3 protein-coding genes are annotated in these 5,361 nt (G+C 64.5%); all 3 read left to right on the top strand.

The features are described 5' to 3' along the window. Positions 1–36 precede the first annotated feature (36 nt). From C1D09_RS14625 to C1D09_RS14615, 3 genes are read left to right on the top strand one after another with little or no spacing between them, the layout of a single operon-like run. Entirely contained in the window at positions 37–711 is a 675-nt protein-coding gene (locus C1D09_RS14625) for a response regulator transcription factor (protein ID WP_027034371.1), read from the top strand. A gap of 8 nt (positions 712–719) precedes the next feature. Then, positions 720–2,201: a sensor histidine kinase gene (locus tag C1D09_RS14620; RefSeq protein ID WP_143974991.1), complete on the top strand. Its 1,482-nt coding sequence runs from the start codon at positions 720–722 to the stop codon at positions 2,199–2,201. After that, positions 2,201–5,161: a bifunctional [glutamine synthetase] adenylyltransferase/[glutamine synthetase]-adenylyl-L-tyrosine phosphorylase gene (locus C1D09_RS14615; RefSeq protein WP_143974990.1), complete on the top strand. Its 2,961-nt coding sequence runs from the start codon at positions 2,201–2,203 to the stop codon at positions 5,159–5,161. Before C1D09_RS14620 ends, C1D09_RS14615 begins: the two co-directional genes overlap by 1 nt. Positions 5,162–5,361: the final 200 nt, after the last annotated feature.

Genomic DNA, 5,361 nt, shown 5'->3' with positions numbered 1-5,361 from the left:
ACTCAACCTTCCAGCGAAATCGCGTATAACGGCCCTATGAAGATTCTCGTCATAGAAGACGACCGTGAGGCTGCCGATTATCTGCAGAAAGCCTTCGCCGAGGCTGGTCATACCGCCCATGTCGCCGGTGACGGCGAGACCGGTTTCGCACTTGCCGACGCCGGCGACTATGACGTGATGGTCATCGACCGGATGATGCCGCGCCGCGACGGTTTGTCGGTGATTGCCGGTCTTCGCTCACGGGGCAACACCACGCCCGTGCTGATCCTGTCGGCACTGGGCGAGGTCGATGACCGGGTGACCGGCCTGCGCGCCGGCGGCGACGACTATCTGACCAAGCCCTATGCGTTTTCCGAACTTCTGGCTCGCGTCGAGGTGTTGAACCGCCGCGCCAGTGCCAAGGAAACCGAAACCGTCTACCGGGTTGGCGACCTTGAACTCGACAGGCTGTCGCATTCGGTGCGCCGGGCGGCGCGCGAGATCACCCTGCAGCCGCGCGAGTTCCGCCTGCTCGAATATCTGATGCGCCATGCCGGCCAGGTGGTGACGCGCACCATGCTGCTTGAAAATGTCTGGGATTATCATTTCGACCCGCAGACCAATGTTATCGACGTCCACGTCTCGCGGTTGCGCGGCAAGATCGAAAAAGGCTTCGACAAGCCGATCCTGCATACGGTTCGCGGCGCCGGCTACATGCTGAAGGGCGGCTAGGCGACAGCATGGCTCTTTCCGTGCCGGCCATCATGAAGACGACGGCAGCGCGGCTTTCCGCGCTATACCTTCTGCTCTTCGCGCTCTGCGCCGTGCTGCTTGTCTTCTACATGACTTCGCTGTCGTCGCGTATGCTGACGGCGCAGACGCAGGAGACCATCAACGACGAAGTGCTGGGCCTCGCCCGCGCCTATCAGCGCGGTGGCTTGCCCGTGCTGGTACGCGTGGTCGAAAACCGCTCCCGCCAGCCCGGCGCCAACCTCTATCTCATCGCCGATGCCAATGGCCAGATCCTGACCGGTAACGTGCAGAGCCTGGCGCCTGGGGTGATCGACACCGAGGGTTGGACGACCGAGCCCTTCTCCTACAAGCGCTTCGGAGAAGGCGAGCTTGACCGCCTGCGCAGCGGAACGTCCGACCAGACGACAGCTCCTGCAACTGGCGACAACGCTGCACGGCAAGCCGGAGGCGAGCAGGGCCACAACGCCATTGCGCTGGTGCTGCGGTTGCCTAACCAGATGATCATGCTGGTCGGCCGCGATCTTGGCGAACCGGAGCGCTTTCGTGCCGTCATCCGCCGAGCGCTGACGCTGGCGCTCGGCATGATGGGGCTCGGCGGACTGCTAATCTGGTTCTTTGTCGGCCGCGCCGCGCTGAAGCGCATCGATAGCGTGTCGGAGGCCAGCCGTCGCATCATGGGCGGTGATCTCTCGGGCCGGCTGCCGGTGACCGGCGCCGGCGACGAATTCGACCGGCTTTCGGAAAATCTCAACTCCATGCTGGCCAGGATCGCAACGCTCAACGAAGGTCTGAAGCAGGTTTCCGACAACATCGCGCATGATCTGAAGACGCCGCTGACCCGCCTGCGCAATCGCGCCGAAGCGACACTTTCGGGCAAGCACAAGCCCGCCGATTACCGCCAGGCGCTGGAAGGCACCATCGCCGAGTCCGACCAACTCATCAAGACCTTCAACGCCATCCTGATGATCTCCCGGCTCGAGGCCGGATATTCATCAGAGCACACCAATCGCGTCGATCTGGCGGCTGCCGTTCGTGATGTCGCCGAGCTCTACGAGCCGGTGGCTGAAGAGGCCGGCGTGTCGCTCGAAGCCGAAGTGAATGGTGCTTTTCTCGTCGACGGCAACCGCGAGCTGATCGGCCAGGCGCTGTCCAACATTGTCGACAACGCGATCAAATATTCGACGGACTCCACGTCCAAGCCGGTCGTTCGCGTGACGCTCGAGCGCACCCATGGCGAGATCAGGCTGTGTGTCGCCGACAACGGCCAGGGCATTCCGGACGATGCCGATCGGGCCCGGGCGACCGAACGTTTCGTGCGGCTCGAGAAGAGCCGTTCGCAGCCGGGCTCCGGCCTTGGCCTCAGCCTCGCCAAGGCGGTCATGACCTTCCACTATGGACGGCTTGATCTCTTGCCTGGCAATCCGGGACTATCCGTGGTCATGAGTTTCCCCGCACGGGAGGATCACTGATGGCTGCGGTTGCGAAGCGGATGATCAAGGACTGGCTGCTGAAGCCGGTGGTTGCGCTCACCCCTCTCGACGAAGGCCGGTCTCGGCAGGAACTGGCCGAAATCGCCGCCGCGGCACGCGAAGAAGGGTTGATGCGGCTGGCCAAATTCCTGGCCGGCAAGGGGGAGGGCCAGGATTTCCTGGCCGCCGTCTTCGACCTCTCGCCCTTCCTGCGTGATACGGCGCGTCGCCGGCCTCGTATCCTGGATGCTCTTTTCGAACAGCCTGTCGAGGCGCGCCTGGAGGCGATCACCGCCGCGATCGAACAGGCGCCGTTGGCCGAGACGGTCTCCGAGTCCGGCCTCATGATGGAGCTGCGCCAGTGCAAGGCCGAGGCACATTTCCTGATCGCGCTGGCCGATCTCGCCGGTGAGGCGGAAACGTCGCTGACCGTGCGGCGGCTCAGCGATCTTGCAGATGGCTGCACGCGTGCGGCCGTCGACTTCCTGCTGCGCGACGCGCACAGCCAGAGCAAGCTCAGACTGCCGGATATCGACAACCCGTCGCTGCAATCGGGCTGGATCCTGCTCGGCATGGGCAAGCTCGGCGCGCATGAGCTGAATTTCTCCTCCGACATCGATCTTGTCGTCTTCTTCGATCCGGAAGCGCCCGCCGTGGTCGACCCCCTCGACGCCACGGAGCTGTTTTCGCGGCTGACGCGCCGCTTGGTGCGCATCCTGCAGGACCGCACCGAGCACGGCTATGTCTTCCGCACCGATCTCAGGCTCCGCCCGGATCCAGGTTCGACGCCGCTGGCTATCCCGGTTGAAGCGGCACTGCGCTACTACGAAGCGCGCGGCCAGAACTGGGAACGCGCGGCGATGATCAAGGCGCGTCCGGTGGCCGGCGATCTGGCCGCGGGTGCTGCGTTCCTAAGGGAACTCCAGCCCTATATCTGGCGCAAATACATGGACTACGCGGCGATTGCCGACGTTCATTCGATCAAGCGCCAGATCCATGCCCACAAGGGCCATGGCGAGATCGCCGTGAAGGGCCACAACGTCAAGCTCGGCCGTGGCGGCATCCGCGAAATCGAGTTCTTCGTCCAGACCCAGCAGCTCATCGCCGGCGGCCGCTTTCCCGAGCTGCGCGGCCGCGAGACGGTGCCGATGCTCGGCCAGCTCGCCGCGCGCGGCTGGATCACCGCTGATGCGCGTGACGCACTCGCCCGCCAGTACTGGTTCCTGCGCCGTGTCGAGCATGCCGTTCAGATGGTGGCGGACGAGCAGACGCACACGCTGCCGGAAGACGATGAAGGGCTGGAGCGCATCGCCCACATGCTGGGCTTCGCCGATGCGGCGACGTTTTCGCTGGCATTCCGCGCCTCACTGCAGCAGGTCGAGCGCCACTATGCAGCGCTGTTTGAAACCGCCCCGGAGCTTTCGGCGGGCATCGGCAATCTGGTCTTCACCGGCGATGTCGATGACCCCAACACGCTGCAGACCTTGCAAGGTCTCGGCTTTCAGCGGCCGAGCGACATCTGTCGCGTCATCCGCGGCTGGCATTTCGGCCGCTATCGCGTCACCCAGTCGGCGGAGGCGCGTGAGCGGCTGACAGAGTTGACGCCGGCGCTGCTCAAGGCCTTCGGTCAGACGCGCCGGGCGGACGAAGCCTTGATCCGTTTCGACGAATTCCTTGCCGGCCTGCCCGCCGGCATCCAGCTGTTCTCGCTGCTGCAGTCGAACCCGGCGCTGCTCAAGCTGATGGCGACGATCATGGGCGCCGCGCCCCGGTTGGCGGCGATTATCACGCGCCGGCCGCATGTTTTCGACGGCCTGCTCGACCCGGCTCTTCTCACCGAACTGCCGGACCGCGCCTATCTTTCGGCACGGCTTTCGGCCTTCCTTGAAGGCGATAGGGCCTATGAGGAGGTGCTCGACCGGTTGCGCATCTTCGCTTCGGAGCAAAAATTTCTGATCGGCGTGCGGCTGCTTGCCGGTTCGATCGATCCGGCCCGCGCCGGCCGCGCCTTTTCCGATCTCGCCGATCTCACCATCGAGGCGGCGTTGCAAGCAGTGACAGCCGAATTCGCGGCGCGCCACGGCACGATTGCCGGTGGCGTGGTTTCGCTGCTCGGCATGGGCAAGCTCGGCAGCCGCGAATTGACCGCCGGGTCGGACGTCGATCTCATCCTGCTTTACGACCATGACGCGGACGCTGAGGACTCCGTCGGCGACAAGCCGCTGGCGCCTTCCCACTACTACACCCGCATGACGCAGCGGCTGATCTCGGCCGTATCGGCGCCGACGGCGGAGGGAGTGCTCTACGAACTCGACCTGCGGCTGCGGCCGTCCGGCAATAAGGGGCCGGTGGCCACCCACATCGATGCCTTCAAGAAATACCAGCGCCAGGAGGCGTGGACCTGGGAACACATGGCGCTGTCGCGGGCGCGTGCCATTGGCGGCGATGCCGGCCTGTGCACCGAGGTCGAGGCGGAAGTCGCAGCCGTGCTTGGCCAACCGCGCGACGCGGCGAAGGTCAAGACCGAGGCTTCGGACATGCGCGCCATGATAGAGAAGGAAAAGCCGGCACGCGATCTCTGGGACATCAAGCTGATCCCCGGCGGGCTGATCGACCTCGAATTCATCGCCCAGGTGGCTGTCATCACCGGGCAGGTGGAGGCCGGGCCGCGTGTCACCGGTACGGCCGAGATTTTGTCCCGCCTCGCGCCTGGCTTCGCCGGTGCCGGGGTCAGGCAGGAGCTTGGCGCCGCCTTCGCACTCTATCTGGCGCTGACCCAGATGACCCGGCTGTGCCTCACCGGCCCGTTCGAGCGCGACGATGTTCCGCCGGGGCTTTCGGACCTGCTTCTGGCGGTCACCGACCTGCCGGATTTCGGTGTGCTGGAAGCACATCTCAAGGAGACGTCGCAGAAGGTCAGGAAGGACTTTGATCTTTTGCTTCGTGCCGGACGACCATGAAACAGCTGCCGAAGCATCGGACCCGAACGTGGCAGCCGGTTTTGGGAAATCCGATGCTCGAACAAAGAGATGGAGCGGCAACAGGAGCGAAGATCCGCCGCTCTCGCATCGGGGGTGACGATGCAACAGGAGAAGACCATGAGAAAGTCAACCAAGCTTGCCCTTGCCTTCGCAGCACTTGCCGGCGCCGTCGGCACCAC

It is taken from the genome of Mesorhizobium intechi (assembly GCF_002879535.1).
Taxonomy (GTDB): domain Bacteria; phylum Pseudomonadota; class Alphaproteobacteria; order Rhizobiales; family Rhizobiaceae; genus Mesorhizobium; species Mesorhizobium intechi.
Note: the sequence above shows the minus strand (reverse complement) of the source record. Positions and strands in the feature narration are given on the sequence as shown.

Excerpts from the sequence above, each read along its gene's own strand:
- C1D09_RS14625 (WP_027034371.1), top strand. The coding sequence starts at position 37 with ATGAAGATTCTCGTCATAGAAGACGACCGTGAGGCTGCCGATTATCTG.
- C1D09_RS14620 (WP_143974991.1), top strand. The coding sequence starts at position 720 with ATGGCTCTTTCCGTGCCGGCCATCATGAAGACGACGGCAGCGCGGCTT.
- C1D09_RS14615 (WP_143974990.1), top strand. The coding sequence starts at position 2,201 with ATGGCTGCGGTTGCGAAGCGGATGATCAAGGACTGGCTGCTGAAGCCG.